Below are 21895 nucleotides of genomic sequence, written 5' to 3'. Positions count from 1 at the left end.
GATTCCAGACGATGAATGTCTGGACTGTAAGCCCGACATTTATCGTTCCCCGTGCTGGCCGTCAGCGCCAGTAGGTGACCACTTCGTATTGCGTATAACTGTTCTGTAGTTTCATTCTATGAAATATATTTGAACGCTACAGGGTATTGTGTTTATGGCTCGGGAGTATTTTACTTTTGGCATACGGTACAGAGTGTCAAAAGAGCTGAGCCAATATTTCTCAAGAAAGCAAGGATTTTCACAGCGTGAAATTTAGGTGTATTGAATGATGAATAGTCCTATTAAAATGTTGATAGCAAATAAATTATAACTATTTCCAGTGTATTAGCATTGAATTAACTTTTGTTTTTAATTCAGTTCATATATGGATGTTTTCTTTACAGTTAAATGAACAGGTGTTCCTTTATCGCCTGAACATAATTGTAAACGAAAAACTAATTTTTTCACTTCAATCCATTCATTATGAAAAAAAGCTATACACTCTGGCGTATATTCCCAATTATGCTGCTTTTTTTGGGAACTACGTTCAATGGCCTGGCACAGGAATTTAAAGTTGCTGGCAAAGTTGCTGATACAGCAGGCGAGCCCCTTATCGGCGCATCAGTTCAGCTTAAAGGAACGAGTGCGGGAACTGTAACCGATGTGGAAGGTAACTACGAGCTGCTTGTTAATGACAAAAATGGTATACTCCTGGTATCCTACGTAGGTTATCAGCCCAGTGAAGTTTCTATTAATGGGCAATCTCAGATTGATATTACCCTGAATACCTCTTCTAGGTTACTTGACGAAGTGGTTGTGGTTGGGTATGGTACTCAAGAAAAGGAGGATGTAACAGGCTCCATATCTTCTGTGAAGGGAGAAGACCTTCAAAACCTGCCCGTTATTGGTGCATCTCAGGCTTTACAAGGAAGAGCAGCTGGAGTACAGGTCGTTCGTAATGGTGGAGCGCCCGGAGATGGTGGTTCCATCCGGATTCGTGGAACCGGTACCGTTAACAATGCAAATCCTCTTATCGTTGTAGATGGCGTCCCATTGGCTTATGGCAGTATTAACGATATTAACCCGAATGATATCGAATCCATGGAGATATTAAAGGATGCTTCTTCTTCTGCAATCTATGGTACACGGGCTGCTAATGGTGTAGTGCTCATCACTACCAAGAAGGGCGGATTTAATGAAAGAACAACCGTTACGTTCAATGCATACGCCGGTATTTCCAATGTTTCCAACCGTATTGATGTACTGGACGCTCCATCGCTGACGAATATTAAAAGAGAGGCTTATCAAAATGACGGTTTGGATGTTCCTGATATTTGGAACGAACCAGCATTTCAGCGCCAACGTACTAACTGGCAGGATGAACTTTTCCAAACCGGCTACACTCAGAATTACGATTTCACTATTAGTGGTGGTAGTGAACGGACCAGCTTTGCATTTACAGGTGGATATTTTAGCGAAGAAGGAACAATAGACAACTCTTTCTTCGACCGTTACTATGCACGTATTAATTCTACATTTAAGGTAACGGATTGGCTGACAATTGGTGAAAACATGCAGCTTACTCGTCAGGAGGGTAATTTTCTGAATACCAATTCTGCTCAAACAGGCTTGGTTTGGAGCGCTATCAGGTTTCACCCAGGCTTGCCCGTTATTGTAAACGAAGCCCTTCCAGGCCACGAGATTGGACAGTATGGTTCTTCCCAGGTCAGTGGTCAATTCGGAGACATCAACAACCCTATTTTTACTCAGGATATCGAAGATGATATCGCAACGAATAACCGTTTTCTTGGAAACCTCTTCGCAGAAATTCAAATTCTTGATGGATTGAAACTGCGCGGTAATTTTGCTGCAGACGCCTCACTGTTTGACAGAACAGAGTTCTTTCCGATCATTGATCAGCAGATACGTGCCCGGGACCGGAATGCGCTTGATCGTTCCTACGGCGAGTCATACTCCCTGTTAGGAGAGTATTTTCTAACTTATGATAAAGTCTTCGCGGGTGTTCATCAGGTAAACCTGGTCGGCGGTTATACGGCTCAGCAGTTTGTTTCAGAAAACTTCTTTGCACAACGCTTAGATTTTCCAAATGAGGAATTTGATCAGCGATTTCTGAATGCAGGTAACACGATTTCCGGCGCAAGCGGGACTCGGCAAGACTTTTCTCTCCTTTCCGGATTTGGGCGTCTGAACTATTCTTATGATGGACGCTACCTGCTTACCGCTACGGTTCGTCGTGATGGTTCCTCTCGTTTCGCACCTGATAACCGCTGGGGTACTTTTCCAGCCTTTTCTGCGGGATGGCGAATCTCACGTGAGAAATTCTTTGAGAATGTCGAGGGAATTAGCTTCCTGAAACTTACCGGTGGATGGGGACAATTAGGCAATCAGGAAGTCGCTAACTTGCAATACCTTGCATTGGTGGCATCCGGGCGCCGATATGCTTTCGGCCCGGATGGCAGCACTCAGGTAGTGGGAGCAAGCCTAAGCCGCATCCCCAATGAAAGCATTTCCTGGGAAACTGCAGAAATGTTAAACTTTGGTCTTGAAATTGGACTGCTTGAAAACCGACTCTTTGGTACTTTCAATTACTTCATCAAGGATACAAAGGATATGTTGCTGGCACCACCTACTGTAGGAACGATTGGCCGGACAGATGTGCCTGACCAGAATGTTGGTGAATTGCGCAACCAAGGCTTGGAGATGGAACTAAGCTACCGTGGCGGTAAAGGTGATTTTACCTACAATATCAGTGGTAATGCGGCATTCATCCGGAATGAAGTTACCACTCTTTTTGATGGGAACTTCTTAGCGTCTCAATTTTACGGCCGGCCTAACCAGGAGATTGCCAGGACTTTTGAGGGTGAGCCTATCGGAACCTTCTTTGGATGGACAACAGACGGGCTATATCAAAACGCTGGTGAAATCTCGAATGATGCGAATATCGCCAATGATCCTCGTCGGGAAGCAGGCCTGATTCAGCCAGGAGATGTCAGGTTTGTTGATCTGAATGGTGACGGCTTAATTGATGATGAAGACCGCACAATAATTGGCGACCCTACGCCAGATGTAACGTATGGCTTTAATGCTGGATTTGGTTATAAAGGTTTTGACTTGAATATTTTCTTCCTTGGAGTAGCAGGGGTAGACATTTATAATGCCGACCGTATGCAGGGGCTGGATGCCTCCTATCCGTTTAACCTTTATGCAGAAGCTGAAAACCGTTGGACAGGTGAGGGTAGCAGCAATTCCATTCCTCGCGCATCCGTAAATAGAGACAACCTTAACTTCCGGACTTCTGATCTATTCATCGAGGATGGAAGCTTCCTTCGGTTGAAGAACCTATCCCTTGGCTACACTTTGCCCAAAAGTATCACGAGCAACATTGGCATGACAAATCTGAGGTTTTATGTTACGGGTCAAAACGTATTCACCATCACCGATTACTCTGGTCTGGACCCTGAACTCGGTTTGATAGATGGAAACCTTCAGAGCAATGTTGATTATGCGCAGTACCCTCAGGCCCGTACATGGGTTTTTGGCCTGACCGCTGGATTTTAATTACTAATCTTACAACAACTAAATAGGATCATGAAAAATATCATCCTCCTTTTACCCCTTATTACATTGCTTTTTGGCTGTAGTGAAGAGTTTTTGGACTCTACTCCTTATGCCCAATCTACTTCTGCAACTTTTTGGCGTAATGCTGATGATGCAGTAGCTGCTGCAAATGCCCTGTACGATCCGCTTAACGATGAGCAGTTATATGGACACGGCGAACAGACTTTTGAAATCTGTAGTGATGATTTCTGGCGTGCAGGTGACCACGGTGAAGACCAAGCCATTGAGGAGTTCGTTTTCGATCCGGATAACGCACAGCTACGCCATGGATATAGCCGGAAATATGAAATTGTGAACCGCGCGAATGCCATCCTGATCAACGTGCCTGATATCGATATGGATCCTGCATTGAAGGATCGTGTTCTGGGAGAAGCTTATTTCATGCGTGGTTTCGCCAACTGGCGTTTGCATGTGATTTACGGGGAGCTTCCACTCATTTTTGAGCAAGATGTTATTGACGGCAACTTCAACAAGCCAAAAGCAACTGCCGACGAGATGCGGGCAGCCATTGAGTCAGATTGGCTGGAAGCGGCTGCTTTGCTTCCTGCCAGCTATTCAGGTGCAGATATTGGGCGGCCAACCAGCGGTACCGCTAATGGTTTCCTGGCAAAGCTATATTTGTACATGGACAATATGGATAAAGTGATTGAGCATGGTGAGCGCGTTATCAACGGCCCTTATCCATTAGCTGCTGACTTCGGCGATAACTTCCAAATAGAAACCGAGAACAACCCAGAAATGCTTTTCTCTGTGCAGGCACAGGATGGTTGGACTACTTGTGCCTACCGAATTTACTCAACCCCACGCCCTTGGGGAGGGTGGGACTTCCACGAGCCAATTCAAGACTTGGTAGATGAGTTTGAGGAAGGCGATCCCCGCCTCGATTATTCTATCATGAAACCCGGCGATATCATCGATTTAGGTGGCGATCGTGGACCAACAGAGTATACCGCTGACCTTTCCAGCACGGGTTATCATTTTCTGAAGTTTGCCAGCTGGCGTGAATCTGGTGGACTGGATGGCAGCCAAAACGTACCTGTTCTTCGATCTGCTGATGTTTACTTAATGGTTGCAGAAGCAAAAATCCGTCGCGATGGCAACGGTGCAGGAGATGCAGAAATTAATGCCGTCCGGGAGCGTGCAGGCTTGGAGCCTGTAAGTGGCGCTGGTATGAACGAACTGATTCATGAACGTCGGGTAGAGCTGTCCGGTGAAAACCAGCGCCACCAGGATTTGATGCGTTGGGATAAGGCAGGCTTTATCGACATCGTAGAGCATTACAGAGAGGACCGTGGCGCATTTAAGCCATCCCGTGATTTCCAGCGGCCAAAGCACTACTACTTTGCCATTCCACAACGGGAGATTGATCTTAGCAACGGCGTACTGGAGCAGAACCCGAATTATTAGAATTTTCCGGCGCTTTTTACTAGGTGCTGGGCGCTTATAAAGTTTACGTCTATTACTCAGGGCTCAGGCTTTCCGTCTGGGTCCTGACTTTTTTATATTTACTTTTTGATTTTATTCAATTGAATGCAAGATGAGTTGTGCAAGGTTTTTTGTAGTATTTGCTATGGTCTTGATTTGTTGTAGCTGCGCCTCTGATCCGGAAGAATTAATATTGGGTACCTGGCAAGTAGACTCTGTTTATTCTTATTACAATGGATTTGACATTTGGGCGTACGAGAAGGGGATGGATTGGGCGGATTATGAATATACGCCAGATGGCAAAATGAAAGAAATTAAATTTGGAACCTTTCGGCCTTATCGCTATCGTTTGTCAGGGGATAGTTTGTTTTGGATATCTGAAAGCGAGTCTAAGGAAGGTTGGTTTGAAATCATAGACTTACGCCCGGATTACCTGGTGTTGAAAAGAGATAAAGCACCATTGTTTTCAGGGAAATCGCAGGAGCGGTATGAAATTCGTTTTTTTTCGCGAATAGATGCCGAAGGGAAAGTAAATACGCTCTCAAAGGATTAAAATAACTAACTATGAAGGTAGTTTGGAATATAATTCTACTTCTTTTTGGGCATTTAGCCATTGTCGCCCAAAACTTAGTGCCCAATCCAGGCTTTGAGGCTTACCTCCAGTGCCCGCCTTATCCCGGGCAGATCCATTTGGCAGAAGCATGGGACGCTCCCAACCACCAAACCACCGATTTTTTCCATGGGTGCGCGCCTTTTTCAACTGGTGCTGGCGTACCTGCTAACCTGGTGGGAGAACAAGTGCCTCATAGCGGAGATGGATATGCGGGCTTGCGTACCTGGGTCCCCGTAATTGACGGTAACCCACCTTACCGGGAGTACCTTTCTGTTGCCCTGGTCCGCCCCCTGCAGGCAGGCCGGGATTATCTATTCCGCTGTTGGGTCAGCGTAGCTGAGGCTTCTAGCCACTTTTCTGATGGTGTTGGTTTTCTGCTCACTGAAGGCCCATTGCAAAATCAGGCGATTTATACTCAGGAGCCACAATTGCGATTTATACCTGGCGTACCACTGGAAGAACAGCAAGATTGGGTATCTTTTTCCGCTGTTTACAAATCGAAGGGCGGGGAACAATATTTAACGATTGGTAACTTCCAAATAGATACTGAACTCTTATTGCTCAAAGATAACGAGCAATCGCCAACCGTTTACTATTACATCGATGATGTCAGCATCACCCCTTGTCGATTGCCGGAAAGATTTGAGTCATACGTTGATACCTTTGTCTGCCAAGACGAAGCAATCTTGCTTGCCGGGCAACATGGTGCACTATCCTACCTGTGGTCAGATAGCAGAACAGTTCGCGAACGTTGGGTAGAGCAGCCTGGGGAATATAGCCTGATTACGGATTGGGGGTGTTATCAAACGACTACCCGGTTTAATGTACAGGCTAATGATTGCAGTTGTGACTTAAGTTGGTCTAATCCTTTTGGGCCTGATGGGCAATTGAACTTGCCACTACAATTGCTGAGCCTTGAGCTTTATTTGTATGATGCAGCTGGTCGGCTTGTTGGTCGATACGATGAGTCGAGTTGGGTACAATTGAGGGATTGGTATACTTCAGGTATTTATTTTTGGAAAGCCCGCCTTGATTGTGGGGGGGAGGCTCGTCATCGAGTCGGAAAAGTAATCCTGGTAAAATAAAAAGAGCCGCTTATTCAATCAAATAGGCGGCTCGAAAAGTAATGTATGAAAATGAAGTTTTTACTCTTCAGAGGGAGAACGACTAAATTGATATGCGCTAATTTTTCCATCATTCTCACCACTGACCATCAGTAATCCTCCCTTAGCATAGTTTAGAATAATCAATGACTTTTGGTCACCGGGCAGATAGAGCCCGCTTTCCGCAATTTCACATGCTTGGTAACCTGCTTCTGTTTTTACCAGCAAAAGGCCGTTTAGGGAATCGTATCGGCCTGTATTGGTTTCTGTAGCAAAATCGTTCCCTGCAAGTATTAAGTCCAAGTTGCCATCTTGATTTGCATCACTGGTGGCAATAGCGTGAATAGGTGCAAATTGCGCTTGTATTGGCAGTTCGTGCAGTAAAAATCCGGATTCCGTATTTTCCACCCACGCGCTGGCGAAAGTCTCAATGGAAGTAGTTTTTGCCTTGTGGTTAGGAAATACGTCTTCCCAATCTGCCTCTGCGTAGCTTTTGTAATCGGGGTATTGCTTGCGAAGGGGAAGTAGCCAGGCCCTCAAATCATCCCGGAAATGCACAGGTACTTCACGTTCCTTCAAGAAAAAAGTCATTATGGCATCGGCTCGGTTATTACCATCAAAATCAGCAATTTGCAAACTGAGCGGTTTCTCAGGAGTGGAATGGTATGGATTGTTCAAGCCCAGATTTCCACCTACAAAATCCAAATCTCCATCTGCATCCAGGTCGGCAACGCAGAGCGCGTTCCACCAGCCAATTGAATGAGGAAGGGCTTGCAGTTCAAAGCCACTCGCTTTATTCCATGCTATGGTTAGTGGCATCCATTCTCCGGCTAAGAGCAAGTCAGGTCGATTGTCCTGATTGAAATCTGCCCAGTGTACATCGGTCACACGTCCTATGTTTTGAAGAATAGCTGCATTAACCGCTGTGACATCCTTGAAGTACCCATTTTGGTTTTCTAAAAGGTAGCTGATTGGAGTGTTTGCGTAATTGCCCGGGTCAATCCGTCCGCCTACAAAAAGATCGAGGTCTCCATCTCCGTCATAATCAGCGGCCGCTACCGCACTGGTACTGGTGCGCAGGTCTGGCAGGGCTGATCCTGCATGTGTGAATTGGCCCTTGCCATCATTGAAGTACAAACGGTCTTGATAGTAAGGTGAACCAACGTTAAATTCACTCCCTCCGCTGCAAACGTAAATGTCAAGGTCTCCATCCTGGTCAGCATCAAAAAAAACACTGCCAATGTCTTCTTCATAGTGAGGCCCCTGAGTGCTGAGGGGTTGGTGATGAAAACGCCCGTCTGCCTGTTGGAAAAAAACCTGCCCGGCTTGTTTGAATGCACCGCCCACGAAAAAATCTTCCAGACCGTCCCCGTTCAGATCGCCCATACTCATTTTGGGCCCTTGTTGAGAATGCTTATGGGGTAGTAATGGCTGCACTTTGAAGTCTGCATAATGCGCCTCCATATGTTGGTAGTCCAGACCAATAGGTGCTGTTACTTTCTCCAATAGAGGCTTTGTTAATTTGGTCCCTTTTTTCGTTAAGCGTGGCTGAGCAGCCTCTGACTGGGTGATTTTTAACCGCTGATTTGCAGCTGTTTTTCCAATTTGTTGTACACGGCCATCTGGCCAGACGATACGAATAGAATCTGCCTCTTTGTTGTTGCCAAGTCCGAAGTGTAATAGGGGCTCAATAGAAGACTGATAACCCCGATAAGGAACAAGTTCCTGAAACTGTTGCTGCCCATTGATGTATATCCAAACTTTCGAACCAATGGAGAGTGACATTGGCTGCAGCGTAAGTTGCAAATAGTTTTGATGGGTAGTGGTGTTTTCGTACACCATCGCCGGAGCCTGGGTGTTGTTAACGATGTAGTCCAGGTCCCCATCGGCATCAAGATCAGCTAAGGCTGCACCGTGGGAAAAACTGGCTTCTGTAAAGCCCCAGGCTGTTGATACTTCCTCGAAGGTTAGATCGCCCCGGTTTCTGAATGCGAAATTTGGCAAGTGGGCACCATCTAGTGACTGTAGCGCCTTAAGGAAGGTTGCTCGCATATCTGAGCCGTACTGCCCTTTGGTGAGTTGGTCCATTTTGTAGGCTGAGAAATCCATGTTGGTAATGTCCCGCGGGTAGCCGTTGGTGATTAGTAAGTCCTTCCAGCCATCATTATCGATGTCGGCTAGCAGGGGGCTCCAGCTCCAATCCGTACTATGGATACCTGCCAGCTGACCAATTTCACTAAATGCCAAATCGCCACTACTGGTCATCCCTTGATTCAACTGTAGTGTATTTCGCATATACTGTGGCGTGTAGCCGGTGATGAGTTCTGAGCGAAAACGGTCGTAATTTATGGAGCCAATCATGAGCTTCCGCCGCAAATTATCCGGGGGGAGCATATCAAGTGCGATGATATCAGGACGGGCGTCATTATTGTAATCGGCTACATCATTGCCCATAGCAGAATAACTCGTATGACGAAAGTAATCGGCGGCCTGGTCTTTGAAGGTGCCGTCTTGCTGATTGATGTAGAGTAGGTCATTAGAAAGGTAATCATTAGATACATAAACATCTAGCCATCCATCTTGATTGATGTCGGTGACACTGATTCCCAGACCATAGCCCTCTTTGAGAATACCGGCTTCAGTCGAGATATTTGTAAATATTCCACCATCGTTGCGGTATAGCCGATCTGTATTTGGGGATTCTCCATTGGTTTTCTTTTTACGAATGACATTAGGGCCCACTTCTTCTGTTATGTTGGTGAGCAGGTAGAGGTCCAAATCACCATCTCTGTCGTAATCGAAGAAGGCAGCTTGCGTAGTATGGCCTGTATCAGCTATACCAAGTTTCGCAGCGCTTTCTGTGAAGGTACCGTCTCTATTATTAAGGTAACAAAGGTTAGCCCTGCGTTCTGGCTCGTATGGCCCGGCACAGCTGATATAAAGGTCTATCCAGCCATCCGAGTTAATGTCTGCCATAGCGATACCCGTTGTCCAACGGCCCTGGGTTTTTATTCCTGCGTCTTCGGTAATGTCCTCGAATTGTAAATTGCCAAGGTTGAGGTAAAGCTTCGCCTGGCTCATATTAGCGGTAAAGAAAAGATCAGGTAAGCCATCATTGTTGATGTCGCCAGCCCCTACGCCTGCCCCGTTGTAGAAATACTCAAAGGTGATGATGTTGAGGTCTTCCGATTCAACAAGATTGTTTTCAAATTTTATCCCAGTCTGTTCAGGAGAGTGCGCACGAAATAAACTGGAAGGGGCATCTGATGAGCAACCGGATAAAAAAAGACATAACCCAAAGACAGAAATGAAAAGTATTGATTTTACCATGTCTTAATATCCTGAATTTTCAGTAAAGTTAAATCTGGAGTGTTAATTGGGCATTAACTGGAGAGAGAAATTGCTTGTGTTGTATTTTTTTACATAAAAATATGTGTAACAGAGTGTTAGGTCCGTTTTTATTTGGTCTGATAAATAGGCTTGTAAAATCAAGTTTAAGGTTTTTCGCTCTTTATTATTAGCCTTGGGAAGTAAAAAACAAAAATTTTACTTTTATGAAAAAATAATCATGAAACCCTTTTTCATCCCGTTATTCTTGTTTTGCTGCAACTTCATGGCAGCCCAAGAGGATTTTCACTATAAACTATCTACCGATTCTTTACCTTGGACAGATAGAGCATTTGATAATGCCAAAGAGCAATTTCAGTTTGCAGTGGTGAGTGATCGAACCGGAGGCCACCGGGCAGGTGTTTTTGGTGATGCGATGCAAAAGCTGAATTTATTGCACCCTGAGTTTGTAATGAGTGTAGGCGATCTTATAGAGGGCTATACCAAAGATACAGCCATCCTGAATAGTCAGTGGTCGGAATTCGACAGTATTCTGTCAAGCTTAAATATGCGGTTCTTTGCGCTGCCTGGTAATCACGATATTTCAAATGATGTCATGCGGGATCGCTGGCTGAGCCGTTATGGCGCTTCCTATTATCATTTCCGATATAAGGACGTATTGTTTCTTGCTTTTGACTCTAATGATGGAGATGGGGTAATGTTCAGCCGGGACCAACTCGACTACTTCAAGCAGGTCATTGCCGAAGAAGAAGATGTACGTTGGACTTTGATCTTTATGCACCATCCCATTTGGAATTACAGGGCGTTTAATGGTTTTGACGAAATAGAAGCAGCGCTCAAAGACCGGCCATACACTGTTTTTGCAGGGCACACTCACCGCTATTTTAAAAGTCAGCGAAATGGACGGAATTACTACGTACTCTCAACTACAGGAGGCGGCAGTAAATTGCGTAGCCCAAGGGTAGGAGAGTTTGATCATATAACTTGGGTGACAATGACTCCAGAGGGTCCAGAGATAGTACATCTACAATTGAGCGGGATAATTGATGAGGATGTGCTGAACGAGCAGACTGCGCCAATTGCCTTAGCGCTTCACAATGCGACTCAGATTGAACAAATGATGTTGCAAAAATCTGCTTCCGAAGGAGTTGTTTACCTCCGTATCGCTAATACATTGGATGGGGGGGCTACCGAAGAATCAAGTGGCTTGTTTTACCGGGGAGAAGACAGTGGTTCTGGAGCGGTTCAGAACCAAACACTGCGTTTTGAAGGGCGTTTTTATCATAACCACCACATTACTCCCGAACAAGATGGCCTTAGTTTATTGATACCGCCGGATTCTATAGTGCAAATTGCTATTCCTGTAAGAATTGGAGCAGCAGCATCGCTGAACGATATAGATCCCTTGGAACTGGACTGGACTCTGGGCTTCGAAAGCGATCAACCTTTTACCCCTGCTTTTGAGCTATCAGGGATTTTGGACATTCGACCAGAAAATGTACCAACATTACTGAGCTTTACACCTATGGATGTCTTTCTGGAGCGTCACGAAGTGAAAATTACTTCCCCGTTTGAAAACCTGGAAATCCGATATACAGTAGACGGAAGTGAGCCTGCCGCAGACTCACCACTGTATACCACCCCTATTGAAATCCAATCTACAACAACGATTAAAGCTTGCTACTTCGATTCGAAAGGTGAATCAAGGAGTAGAGTGACTGAGCGTGAATATCGCAAAGTAGTTCCCGAGCCTTCAGTGAAAATCAAACGGAGTAATTTAGCTGCCGGCTTGCGTTATGCATACTATGAGGGAGATTTCACAGAAAAGCTACCGGATTTCGACCAACTAAAGCCTACACGTTCTGGAATTGCACTTCATAGTCACCCTGATTCACTTGAGCACAGGATGGATCATTTTGCGTTCTCTTTTGACGGTTATATCGAGGTGCCAACAGATGGTATCTATACCTTTTATACAAGATCTGACGATGGAAGCCAGTTGTTTATTCAAGACAAGCTGGTAGTGGATAATAACGGCTCGCATAGTGCACAGGTGCGATTTGGAAATATAGCTTTACGGAAAGGGCTTCACCCAATCCGGGTGACCTATTTTGAGGACTTCTTGGGCGAAACCCTGGAAATTGGCTACGAAGGGGATGGTATAGATCGTCGTAAAGTGCCATTCAGTGAATTGTTCCATAAAAAGTAACCTTACCCTATGCGCCACTTATTCGTAAGTGTTTTTCTGGGCTTCGGAACGAAAGCGTTATGGCAAAATCCTTTTCCCGGAAGCGGAATATTTTTTCTGCAAAAAACTAAACATTAATTCATGAGACTCTTCTTTTGCTTTGTCATGATGTGGGTTACAGTATCTGGTATTTATGCCCAACCTGACTACCGAATTGCCCTTCTTGGTTGCCATAAACAGTTTGAACCTGCTCCAGCTTTGTCAAAGTATCTGGAAGCAGAACCAGATATATGCCTGTGGATAGGAGACAATATTTATGCAGATACAGAGACCGATATAACTTTTGTTGAAAGATGCTATGCTGCTTTAGCTGCTAAGCCAGCATTTCAGCAGCTGTACGAAAGATATCCATTAGCTGCCACATGGGATGACCATGACTTCGGATTAAATGACGCAGGCAAAGAGTATGCTTTAAAAGAACAAACCAAAGCCCTTTTTCGCGAGTTCTGGGGGTTGGAGGAGAAAATCCCGGCTGAAAGAGACGGCATATATTATGCAGAGTATATTCCTGTAGGAGAAAAGCTATTGCAGCTTATCATGCTGGATGTACGCTATAACCGGGATGAACCGCAGACTGATGGTGATGTCTTGGGCGAGCCTCAGTGGGCATGGTTGGAAAATGAATTGAAGCATCCCGCGGACTTGCGACTGATCTCTTCGGGTTTTCAGATTCTGCTCGACGAGCGGGCAGGTTCTGAAACTTGGGCTAAATTCCCTTCCGCCCGGGAGCGTTTGTTCAATCTTATTAGAACCTCCAAGGCTGAAAATGTCATTTTCTACACTGGTGATCAACACTATGGCGAAGTTAACCGTTTGTCTGGCGCCTTGGATTTTGATGCAATAGAGCTGCAATTTGCAGGGATCAATCAGATAGAAGACCCCGAATGGAACCCTTTACGAGTTGCAAATGCAATTACATCTAAGCACAGTTACGCTTTGCTTGACCTCTATTTTTCGGAAAGCAAAAGTGAGGTGCCTCATATACACTTTCAGGTTTTTAACGCGATGACAGACGACAGGGAGATCTCCTACCGGGTCAACCTGCGAGAATTACAGCTAACGCCCGATTTTGACGGGGCGTTTGCCTTTGTAGGTCAGGGGGAAGCTAAATTAGGAAACCCTTACCCAAATCTCAGTTTACGCTACACCACCAATGGTGAAGAGCCAAGTGCAAGTGCCCCGATATATCAACAGCCAATTGTAATGGATAGGACCACTACGGTTAAGGCTCAGTTTTTTACTTCCGAAGGTCAGCCCCGAAGCAAGGTATTTGAGCAAAAATATGAACGCCTGAGCCCAAAAGCGGCTTTAAGTTTAGACCGGGTAAATGAGGGGCTTCGCTATAAATATTACGAAGGTAAATTTGACCGCCTGGATGACTTGATGAAAACCGAGGTAGTAGAGAGCGGGGTGGCAGTCAGCCTCGATCTTGAGAAGCTCGCAAAACAGGAAGACCATTTTGGTCTGGTTTTCGAAGGTTTGATTAAAGTACCTTCATCCGGAGTTTATACTTTCTATACCATTTCTGATGATGGATCCCGACTATACATTGGTGACCAACTGGTAGTAGACAATGACGGCTCCCATAATACGAGGCAGCGTTCTGGGTTAGCCGTATTAGAAAAAGGCTATCACCCTATAAAAATCGAGTACTTTGAAGACTACAGCGGAGAACAACTGGTAGTTAAATGGAAGGAGCAGGGAGGGATGGTGAAGGTGCTCGGGCAAGGAGATTTTTATCACGAGTAAGCTCCCTTTGAAGTGTAAAACATTCACCAGTCCTTCTTCTAGTGGTTTGATTGGCAAGCATAGCGCAGGTAGGAGATTTTGGGTTATTCCAGGGTAGTGAGTGTGCACTAAACTGGGGCTGCGTCAAATACGATCAGTTAAATCAGCTAGCTTAATACAATAGTTAAGCATTAAATTAAAGCCGCTACTACTACTTCTTCATAGGTGTCAATTGCAGGAACTTCAACGGTTAGGTCTTTTGCCATGTCGTCCCAAGCTCGAAGCAGTACCGCGTCTTTATAATACTCGTGCCCTTCGAATATGGCGATTTCTTCGTCATTCATTTTGCCGCCTTGAAGATGGTAGCTCTTTTGTGAAGCCACAGATAAATTTTCATAATAGCCTTCCTTCACTGTGCAGAGATACCGTTTTGCTTCTACGTGCAGCTGGATAGGGTCGAGTACAGCGGCTGGAAATAGACCTCGGAAGTAATCCGCAGCAATCTCTTCGTGCAAGTCGTTTTTCAACGTTGGGTTATTGGCTTCTTCTGGATCGTCCGCAAGAATGTGTCCAATATCGTGAAATAAAGCAGCGGTGATTAGTTCGGCGCTTTTGCCTGCCTTCTTGGCGAGGTAGGCAGCCTGCAAGGCGTGCTCCATTTGGGTAACTTCCTCTTCGTAGTGCTCATCGCCATGAGCTTTCATGTAATCAAATAGTATATGTGCCTTACTGATTTTATTCGAGGAAGCGGAAAGCCGGTTCTTGAGGTTTTGTTCATGCATAATAGTGAAATTATATCGTCTTGTTAATGCTATTTTATAGTGTAAAAGTACTAATTTTTCTTTTGATGAAAAACAAGAGTTGCTACAAATACAGTAGTTCAACGAAATAAAACTCAAAAATTTAATTAGATGAAAATTAGGGCCTACATCAGATCGGGTATTAGGTTGTGCCTGGAAAGAGAAGTAAACCTCTTTTGCAAAAGTAACAGCGCTAATCCAATTGCTTCACACTTACCTTACTTCAATAGCCTGATCCTACTTTGATCGACGTGGCTACCAATATCCCTGCTCCTTATGCACTTTATCAGGATGGAGATGATCTATACATATCCGACCTAGATAATGGAATTTACAAAGTGGATTTAACGGCTTCTATTCCACAAATGGCAGAGCAAATTTTGAGTGGCTTTTCGGTCGCAGGTAGGGTAGTCAAAGATTATGAAATGTTCTTTTCCTGGTTCCTCGGCAGTGTTATTCGTAAGTTTGATTTGACAGAAGAGAACCCAAGCCCTAAAATCGTTATTAGTGGCCTTGATGGACTGGAAGGTAAGGCGCAGTTTACGAAGCCTGTTGTGATCCAGCAATAGCCATTTCTATAGCTAACGGAAAAGCGAAGCCCCTTCGAGGCCTTGATGGAAACTTCAGCGCCTGCTTTGCAAAAAGGCAGGCGCTGTTTTATTTGGTAGAGCCAAAGGATTCCAGCGGAAAAGATTATTCAGGGGCATACAAAATTTGTGTTCATATTCTCTAATACTCCAAAATAAACTTCGACAAATTCTGCCCCTTCTCCAGGTCCAGTTTCTTGCGCAGGCGATAGCGGGCGACCTCCACGCCCCGCTGTGAAATGCTCAGCAGGTTGGCAATCTCCTTGGTGTTGAGGTTGAGCCGCAGCAGGGTGCAAAGCTTTTGCTCGTTGGGCGAGAGGTCGGGGTAGGCCTGTTGCAGGCGGGAGAGGAAATCACCGTGCACCTTATCAAAGTGATACTCGAACTGCTCCCAGTCTTCCTGTAGCTTGAGGTTCGTGTCAATTTCTTTGACGATGCGCTCCAGGGCTTGTTTAGCTTCGGCCCAGCGGCCATTTTCCTTTAGCGACTGCAGTTCCTGCTTGATGGAGTCAATAAACTCGTTTTTGACGACCAGGTTCATGGTGGAGGCGGCGAGCAGGTTGCTGACATGTTGCAGCTCTGTCCGCACCTTTTCCCGTTGCAGCTGGTCTACGGCGTGCTGCTTTTCTGCCTCAATCTGAGAGAGTTTTTGCTGCTCTTTCCGCAATTCCAGCTGTTGCTGTTGTTCCAGCCGGTAGGCTTTGCGCTGATAACGTTTGCGCTGCAGGTTGAAAGTGGTGATCAGGGCGGCGATGCCCAACAGCAAATACAAGAGCTGAGCTACTTTGCTCAGATAAAACGGGGGCGTAACCGTGACCCGAACGGGCTGGCTCGTGATGGTGGCTCCCAGATAGCTGCGGGCCTGGGCCCGGAAAGTGTAAGTGCCGGGCTTCAGGTTGGTGTACTCTTTGCTTGTGGTGCCCGTCCAGGGGCTGAAGCGCTCATCGAATCCCTCCAGGATGTACCGGTATTTGGTGTCGTTCAGATTGGAAAACTGAAAAGCTTCAATGCTGAATTTGATAACTTTAGTACCGGGGCCTACTTCAATGTCAGCGGGGGCTTCGGGTGCCGGCGCAAAAGGGTTCAGCGCATACAATTCCTGCTCTTTGGAAGTGCTGTACACCTGCCGGGCGACTATCGGCTGCTGTACGGTAGGCTGGTCTTCGGCTGCGGGCATGTAGTGCACAAAGCCTTCATTGGCAGAGAACAGGATGCCCTGCCGGATATGCACGGAAGCATGCAGCAGGTCATTGTTCAGGTGGTAGCGCAACTGGTAAAGCGAAGAAGGCTGGTACTGGTAATTGTCCTGACTGACTTTCTCATAAAAACCCACACTGTTATCGCAGAGCAGATGGATATTGTTTTTTTGGTCCTGGGCGACCAAATAAACGGGCTGTTGCTCTGGCCCTTCTGAAAAAAGCTCGGTTGCCGAAATACGGGCGTTTTCCGGGTCAAGGTGGTAAAGCCCTATAGAAGTGGCCAGGTAAAGCTCGTCTTCCACCTGCGAAAGGGCAATTTGCTCCCCGCCCAGCTCCAGCGAGTCTGCGGAAATAGGCGTAGCTGCCACCGATCTCAAGTCCGGCGATAAGGACAAGCGGTAGAGCCCTTTATAGTATTGGCTAACCCAAACGCGCCCCTCGCGGTCTTCCTCAAAAAAGCGGCTCGATAAATTGAATCCTTCCAGCGGATGCACCAGCGATAACACTTGCTGAGGGTTGATTGTAAAAAGATAAAGCCCAAAGTAGCCACCACCTATGGCATAGCCCGGTTGTGAACGCAGTGGTTTTACGCCCCATATGCCGTCTGTGGCGGCAACCTGCCGGGCCTGACCGTTTTCCAGCAGGAACAGCCCCCGGTGGTGGCCTGCGTATAGCCGTCCCCCAACTTCGGAAATGCCATAGGACGGCCCTTCAGTGCCGCTCAGGAACCGGCTCTTTTCTGCTCCTCTGGGAAGAAAGTAAATTCCACTGGAAGTGGTGAAATAAGTGCCTTCATTGGTCTCATAGCCTTCATACCCGCTACCTTGCAAGCCGATATTTTTGCCGATCAGCCGCATAGGCGAATTGATATGGATCAGGGCAATGCCGTTTTGTAGCCCCACCCATAAATTCCCTTCGTAATCCTGATAACTGCGCAGGCAGGCGTTGGTCGCCAGGCCGGCATCGACCGTGATGAGCTCCAGTATCTGAGTCTGTGGATTGAATAAAAACAAACCCGCCGTTTGGGTGGCAATGGCCAGCCGGCGGTCGGAAAGCTGCAGCACATGATTCACATAGGTGCCTTCCAGGGCTTCCTCCAGGATAGGGTAGGGCTGCTCCATTTTCATTGGGGTCCGATATTCCATCTGCCCGGAATTGTAAAATAGCAGATAGCCCTGGTCCTGAGCGATCATGCCCGTGAGCACTCCATTGAGCGCCTCAAACCCGTAGACCGGGCTCAGCCCGTTGTTGCCCACTTCAAACAGCACGCCTTTTTGGGTTTGGGCGAAAAGCTTATTGTTGACCTCAAAGCAACGCTCCAGTCCGTCCTCGTGGCCCAAAACCTGAATCTCCGTGCCATCGTAAACGTAAATGCCCTGAAAGGTGCAGAAGTACGTTTTGCCGCTGATCAGAAAAACATCCCAAACCTCATCAAACTCAGCGTAGGGCTCCGGAACAACTGCCGAAAGGGATTGGTACTGCCAGTTGCCTTCGAAATACCCAAAGTCGCCCTGTGCCCCTACATAAAGTCTGTCGCTGGTTTCGTCAAATGCCAGCGAACGGTTTTTTTTTCCGTTTTTGAAGTTATAGCGCCCCCATTCCTTGCCATTAAAAGACAGGACACAAAGGTTGTTGGCTACAAAGAGCCGCATATCCCGGTTTTGCGCAAAGTCAATATTCTGAATCCCGGCTTTGTAGTCCGCAGGGTAGAAATTCTGAATAGGATAGATGCCTTGAAGCGGTTGAGCGACCAAAACAACGACTGAACACAGGAAAAAGCAACAGATGAATGTCCGGTGAGTAATGAGGAAGAGGATGTGCAGTTTTTGTTTAGGCATAAAGAATTGTTATTCAGGAATTTAATTTGGATATTGTGTAAGTTTTTTGCGATAAAATTATAAAAAGTGAAAGAAATGATGAGTTAAGTTTTTTAAGCTGGAGGTTAAAATACTATTTTTTTGGGTTAACATAGCACTGGTTTTTAGTGTGGAGCTTAGGTTGTTTTTAAATTGTGCATGCTGCCCAAAGCTCCATTTGCCCTAACTAATTAAATCCTTGTTTATGTTAAAAAGATGCTTGACCTTATTATTAATGCCGCTCCTGGCGCTCCCATTGCTCGGGCAGGCAGACGACGTTAGAGTCGTGCAAAGCGATCAGGGCATGAAACTGGTCGTCAATGGTTCCGACTTCATGGTGAATGGTATGAACTGGGACTACATCCCTATCGGGACCAATACCGTGAATGCTGGTTTCTGGGAAAAACCAGATGATATTATCAAGGCCGGGCTGGACGCGGAGATGTCGCTCCTGAAAAATATGAACGTCAATGTGATCCGGCAGTACACCGGCGTGCCGGCCCGGTGGATTCAGTATATTTATGAGAATTACGGCATTTACACCATGCTCAATCATTCCTTTGGCCGGTACGGGCTTACGTTGGATGGTGTCTGGACGCCGGTTACGCTCTATGATAGCCCGAGAACGCAGGAGTTCCTGATGAATGAAGTCACCCAACTGGTGGAAGAATATAAAAATACGCCGGGGCTTCTGCTGTACCTGCTGGGTAATGAAAACAACTACGGCCTCTTCTGGCAGGGAGCCGAAACGGAAGACTTTCCCGATGATCAGGCCAGAATCGACTTTATAGGGGAGTCCCGCGGTCGGCCCATGTACAAGTTGATGAACGAAGCGGCCAAAGCCATGAAAGCCATCGACGCCTCCCACCCAGTAGCCATTTGTAATGGTGATGTGCTCTTTATCGACATCATTGCCGAGGAGTGCAAAGATGTGGACATCTACGGAACGAACACCTACCGGGGCGAGTCCTTCGGTGATATGTTCCAGGTGGTGCAGGACAAGCTGAATAAGCCTATATTGTTTACCGAATTTGGAGCAGATGCTTTCAATGCGATAGAAATGGCCGAAGACCAAAAGATGCAGGCCCATTTTATGGTCGAAAACTGGAAAGAGATTTATGCAAATGCTGCCGGTGTTGGAGGCGTAGGCAACTCTATTGGTGGTTTTACCTTCCAGTTTAGCGATGGATGGTGGAAATTTGGATTTGATGACCGGGAAAATGCAGACCTGCACGACAACAACGCTTCCTGGTCAAACGGCGGATATTACATCGACTACCGGGAAGGCCAAAACAACATGAACGAAGAGTGGTTTGGTATTTGCGCCAAAGGGCCTACCAACGAGCGCGGCTTGTACACGCTTTACCCAAGAGCTGCTTACTATGCCCTGAAGGAAGCGCATCAGCTAAATCCTTACACGGAAGGTACCACAGTCGCTTCGGTCTATGCTTATTTTGACAACATCCAGCTTATGGACGCTGTGCTTAGAGCGCGGGGTGACAAGGCTGCCTTAGGCAATAATCAGAAACTCAGTTTGAGCGGTTTCAGAGCTGAATTTGAGACCTTCAATACCGGTGGTACGTTGCTCACAACGCCTGATGCGCCCGACGCTGCGGTCCAAAATGACCCTAACCTCACGACTTATCCGGATGAATTGGGCTTCGACCATATGCAGTCCTTCTTCTTTGGTGTGGAGGCTAATCCCACTTCAAACCTGAGGGCTACTGCCAATTTTAACCTGGTTGGCAATGTCGCGGATAACCCAATTGATGAAATCTTCTATGAAAATATCGTACGCGACCGTACCGGAAACAGAAGTGACGGCAATTTAAGATTGTACAATGCTGAAGTAGACTGGACCGGAAAGGACTTTGATGCCAGAGCCTTTTACCGGACCGGCCATTACCACTGGCAATATGAAGGGGACTTCTTTGGCCTGTATCCCGAAGCAAACTACGGTCCCAACCTGGATATTTACAATGGTGAAATTCTGGGTATGGAAATTGACGGCAAAAATGAATTCAGTGGACTGAATGTGGCATTTGGCCCTCAGTTGTGGTGGGGTGCTAACCCGGCAGTCCTGGTGAAATACGGCCGTGAAATCAAGCGTTTTAAAGTGACAGGCGTCTTTCACGAAGATATTGACGATGCCCCTGAATTCGTAACCTCTATCGCCGTGCCGCTGCCTAAGACCCGGAGAGCTACCATCCATGTAGAGCGGGAACTTGGACCTCTGGATATAGAAGTAGGCGGCATCTGGGGTGGTTCGCCACTTAATGGGCGAAGCTTCCAGATCGTTCAGGGCGAACCGGGACGATATGAGGTATTTGAGGATCAGATCAACCCCTCAGACAACTGGGGCGGCAAAGCCAAGGTTAAGTTTTCAAAAGGTGCATTCAACTGGTATGCGCAGGGCTCTGTGATGGGGCTTGTCGCCAACGGTGGATTTGATGCAACCCGCACTTTCACAGGCTGGAGACTCAAGGACAGCGGAAGTGGCAATATGAACAACTTCCTGACCGGTTTTACCTACCTGATCGGCAATTTCCAGATTGCACCTAATTTTTTGTGGCAGAAGCCATTGGTTGATCCTATCCCAGGCGATGTTAGCGGGCCCGGGAGGCTTAGGAATATCCTGGATGACCCATTTGCAGTTAGGGACGGCAACCGGGAAACCATTGCCGGAGAGCTGCTGATCACTTTCGACCCTACGCCGGGCACCTGGATGTACGATTGGGACAGTGACCGTTCGGAAGATGCCAAATTCGCAATGAGCGCTGGCTTCGTTTACCGCCACCTGCCGACCTCTATGGATGCGGCCATCGGCTTCCTGGGTAACCGTACTTCTTTTGCCTTCCCGGGAGCTGCACCGGCGCAGGACCTTTGGGAATCCAATATCCGGATGGTCTCCAAAGTCAATCCGGACCTGGGGCTGATTGCCAATATCCTGTTCGGAACCGCTCAGGCCAATGGCGACAGTGACCGCCTGCTCGAGCGCTATGCTATGGACCTGCGCGCCATCTACAAGAAGTATAAGTTCATTTCTCAGGTTAAAATCAATGACTGGGGCCCCTTCGATTACCACCGGGACTTCAACCTCACTTATCCATTGCAATTGATGGTGGACGTGTCCACTACGCTGGGAAAGCCGGACTGGTACATACTGCCGGGCACTCAGCTGGGCGTACGCTGGACCTGGCGTAGCTTAAACGAGTTCTCACCTCGTTACCTGCCCAACCTGACGGCCTCCGAGTTTGCGGAAGAGCCGACCATCAGCCCGGTAGGTTTTGAGAACGGGACCGAATGGGAATTCAGAACTTACCTCCACGTCAACATTGGCAAATAACTGCCATTTTGAAAAAATAAAGCC

11 protein-coding genes are annotated in these 21895 nt (G+C 46.7%); 8 read left to right on the top strand and 3 right to left on the bottom strand.

Translation table 11 applies throughout. The features are described from left to right. Positions 1–462: 462 nt before the first annotated feature. The 4 genes from MRY86_RS08920 (at position 463) to MRY86_RS08905 (ending at position 6741) form a co-directional block, all read left to right on the top strand. Complete coding sequence (locus MRY86_RS08920) at positions 463–3558, top strand: TonB-dependent receptor (protein ID WP_293563874.1); 3096 nt, start codon at positions 463–465, stop codon at positions 3556–3558. Positions 3559–3588: 30 nt separating this feature from the next. Further along, positions 3589–5025: a RagB/SusD family nutrient uptake outer membrane protein gene (locus MRY86_RS08915; RefSeq protein WP_293563876.1), complete on the top strand. Its 1437-nt coding sequence runs from the start codon at positions 3589–3591 to the stop codon at positions 5023–5025. Positions 5026–5155: 130 nt separating this feature from the next. After that, entirely contained in the window at positions 5156–5596 is a 441-nt protein-coding gene (locus MRY86_RS08910; protein WP_293563878.1) for a hypothetical protein, read from the top strand. Positions 5597–5607: 11 nt separating this feature from the next. After that, entirely contained in the window at positions 5608–6741 is a 1134-nt protein-coding gene (locus MRY86_RS08905) for a hypothetical protein (protein WP_293563879.1), read from the top strand. Positions 6742–6801: 60 nt separating this feature from the next. On the opposite strand, the gene MRY86_RS08900 is transcribed toward MRY86_RS08905, so the two are convergent. Further along, positions 6802–10089 (bottom strand): VCBS repeat-containing protein, encoded by a 3288-nt coding sequence (locus MRY86_RS08900; RefSeq protein ID WP_293571282.1) that lies wholly within the window; start codon positions 10087–10089, stop codon positions 6802–6804. A gap of 238 nt (positions 10090–10327) precedes the next feature. Here MRY86_RS08900 and MRY86_RS08895 point away from each other — a divergent pair, with 238 nt between their 5' ends. Next, on the top strand, positions 10328–12316 hold the full coding sequence (locus MRY86_RS08895; protein ID WP_293564900.1) for a PA14 domain-containing protein: 1989 nt from the start codon (positions 10328–10330) through the stop codon (positions 12314–12316). A gap of 120 nt (positions 12317–12436) precedes the next feature. Continuing rightward, positions 12437–14104: a PA14 domain-containing protein gene (locus MRY86_RS08890; protein WP_293564898.1), complete on the top strand. Its 1668-nt coding sequence runs from the start codon at positions 12437–12439 to the stop codon at positions 14102–14104. A gap of 170 nt (positions 14105–14274) precedes the next feature. Here the strand turns inward: MRY86_RS08890 and MRY86_RS08885 are convergent, their stop codons facing one another. Beyond that, positions 14275–14865 (bottom strand): HD domain-containing protein, encoded by a 591-nt coding sequence (locus MRY86_RS08885; RefSeq protein WP_293564896.1) that lies wholly within the window; start codon positions 14863–14865, stop codon positions 14275–14277. A gap of 269 nt (positions 14866–15134) precedes the next feature. Between MRY86_RS08885 and MRY86_RS08880 the strand changes: the two genes are divergently transcribed. Further along, positions 15135–15452: a hypothetical protein gene (locus tag MRY86_RS08880; RefSeq protein ID WP_293564894.1), complete on the top strand. Its 318-nt coding sequence runs from the start codon at positions 15135–15137 to the stop codon at positions 15450–15452. A gap of 160 nt (positions 15453–15612) precedes the next feature. Here the strand turns inward: MRY86_RS08880 and MRY86_RS08875 are convergent, their stop codons facing one another. Beyond that, on the bottom strand, positions 15613–18507 hold the full coding sequence (locus MRY86_RS08875) for a triple tyrosine motif-containing protein (RefSeq protein ID WP_293564892.1): 2895 nt from the start codon (positions 18505–18507) through the stop codon (positions 15613–15615). A 253-nt stretch (positions 18508–18760) separates the two neighbouring features. Between MRY86_RS08875 and MRY86_RS08870 the strand changes: the two genes are divergently transcribed. Then, the gene (locus MRY86_RS08870) at positions 18761–21871 is read left to right on the top strand and encodes a glycoside hydrolase family 2 TIM barrel-domain containing protein (RefSeq protein WP_363325385.1); all 3111 of its coding nucleotides are present in this window, start codon (positions 18761–18763) and stop codon (positions 21869–21871) included. Positions 21872–21895: the final 24 nt, after the last annotated feature.

Origin of the sequence: Phaeodactylibacter sp. (assembly GCF_022763345.1) — a bacterium.
In the GTDB taxonomy this organism is placed as follows: Bacteria; Bacteroidota; Bacteroidia; order Chitinophagales; family Saprospiraceae; genus Phaeodactylibacter.
Note: the sequence above shows the minus strand (reverse complement) of the source record. Positions and strands in the feature narration are given on the sequence as shown.

What these genes read in the sequence shown, in the direction of transcription:
- MRY86_RS08920 (WP_293563874.1), top strand. Translation starts at nt 463, where the DNA reads ATGAAAAAAAGCTATACACTCTGGCGTATATTCCCAATTATGCTGCTT.
- MRY86_RS08915 (WP_293563876.1), top strand. Translation starts at nt 3,589, where the DNA reads ATGAAAAATATCATCCTCCTTTTACCCCTTATTACATTGCTTTTTGGC.
- MRY86_RS08910 (WP_293563878.1), top strand. Translation starts at nt 5,156, where the DNA reads ATGAGTTGTGCAAGGTTTTTTGTAGTATTTGCTATGGTCTTGATTTGT.
- MRY86_RS08905 (WP_293563879.1), top strand. Translation starts at nt 5,608, where the DNA reads ATGAAGGTAGTTTGGAATATAATTCTACTTCTTTTTGGGCATTTAGCC.
- MRY86_RS08900 (WP_293571282.1), bottom strand. Translation starts at nt 10,089, where the DNA reads ATGGTAAAATCAATACTTTTCATTTCTGTCTTTGGGTTATGTCTTTTT.
- MRY86_RS08895 (WP_293564900.1), top strand. Translation starts at nt 10,328, where the DNA reads ATGAAACCCTTTTTCATCCCGTTATTCTTGTTTTGCTGCAACTTCATG.
- MRY86_RS08890 (WP_293564898.1), top strand. Translation starts at nt 12,437, where the DNA reads ATGAGACTCTTCTTTTGCTTTGTCATGATGTGGGTTACAGTATCTGGT.
- MRY86_RS08885 (WP_293564896.1), bottom strand. Translation starts at nt 14,865, where the DNA reads ATGCATGAACAAAACCTCAAGAACCGGCTTTCCGCTTCCTCGAATAAA.
- MRY86_RS08875 (WP_293564892.1), bottom strand. Translation starts at nt 18,507, where the DNA reads ATGCCTAAACAAAAACTGCACATCCTCTTCCTCATTACTCACCGGACA.
- MRY86_RS08870 (WP_363325385.1), top strand. Translation starts at nt 18,761, where the DNA reads ATGCCGCTCCTGGCGCTCCCATTGCTCGGGCAGGCAGACGACGTTAGA.